Raw genomic sequence first — 254 nt, forward strand, 5'->3', positions numbered from 1 at the left:
TGACCCACGCCCGCGCCATCGCGGGCGGCAATCACCATAGTCTCGCCATTTCCTCCAACCGCACCGTCAAAGCCTGGGGATGGAACCAGTACGGCCAACTCGGCGACGGCACGTACAGCGACACCAACACGCCCGTCGACGTGGAGGATCTGCCCTAGGTGTATTGCCCTGTGAGGTTAGGGACGCGGCTGGCGGGTGGTTGGCCTTTCAGCGCGGTGTGTCCGCGGTGGTGATTGTAGGTGTGAAGCCAGTGC

At 63.8% G+C, this 254-nt stretch carries 1 protein-coding gene and 1 pseudogene; one reads left to right on the forward strand and one right to left on the reverse strand.

Going from position 1 to position 254, the window contains the following annotated elements:
• The first annotated feature begins 17 nt into the window (after positions 1–17).
• Positions 18–158: a hypothetical protein gene (locus ACFYXH_RS37240; protein ID WP_389572868.1), complete on the forward strand. Its 141-nt coding sequence runs from the start codon at positions 18–20 to the stop codon at positions 156–158.
• Here the strand turns inward: ACFYXH_RS37240 and ACFYXH_RS37245 are convergent.
• A pseudogene (locus ACFYXH_RS37245) lies at positions 155–254 on the reverse strand (IS481 family transposase); the annotation flags it as partial. The gene ACFYXH_RS37240 and the pseudogene ACFYXH_RS37245 sit on opposite strands and share 4 nt — an antisense overlap.

The sequence above is a fragment of the Streptomyces sp. NPDC002730 genome (assembly GCF_042888805.1).
In the GTDB taxonomy this organism is placed as follows: domain Bacteria; phylum Actinomycetota; class Actinomycetes; order Streptomycetales; family Streptomycetaceae; genus Streptomyces.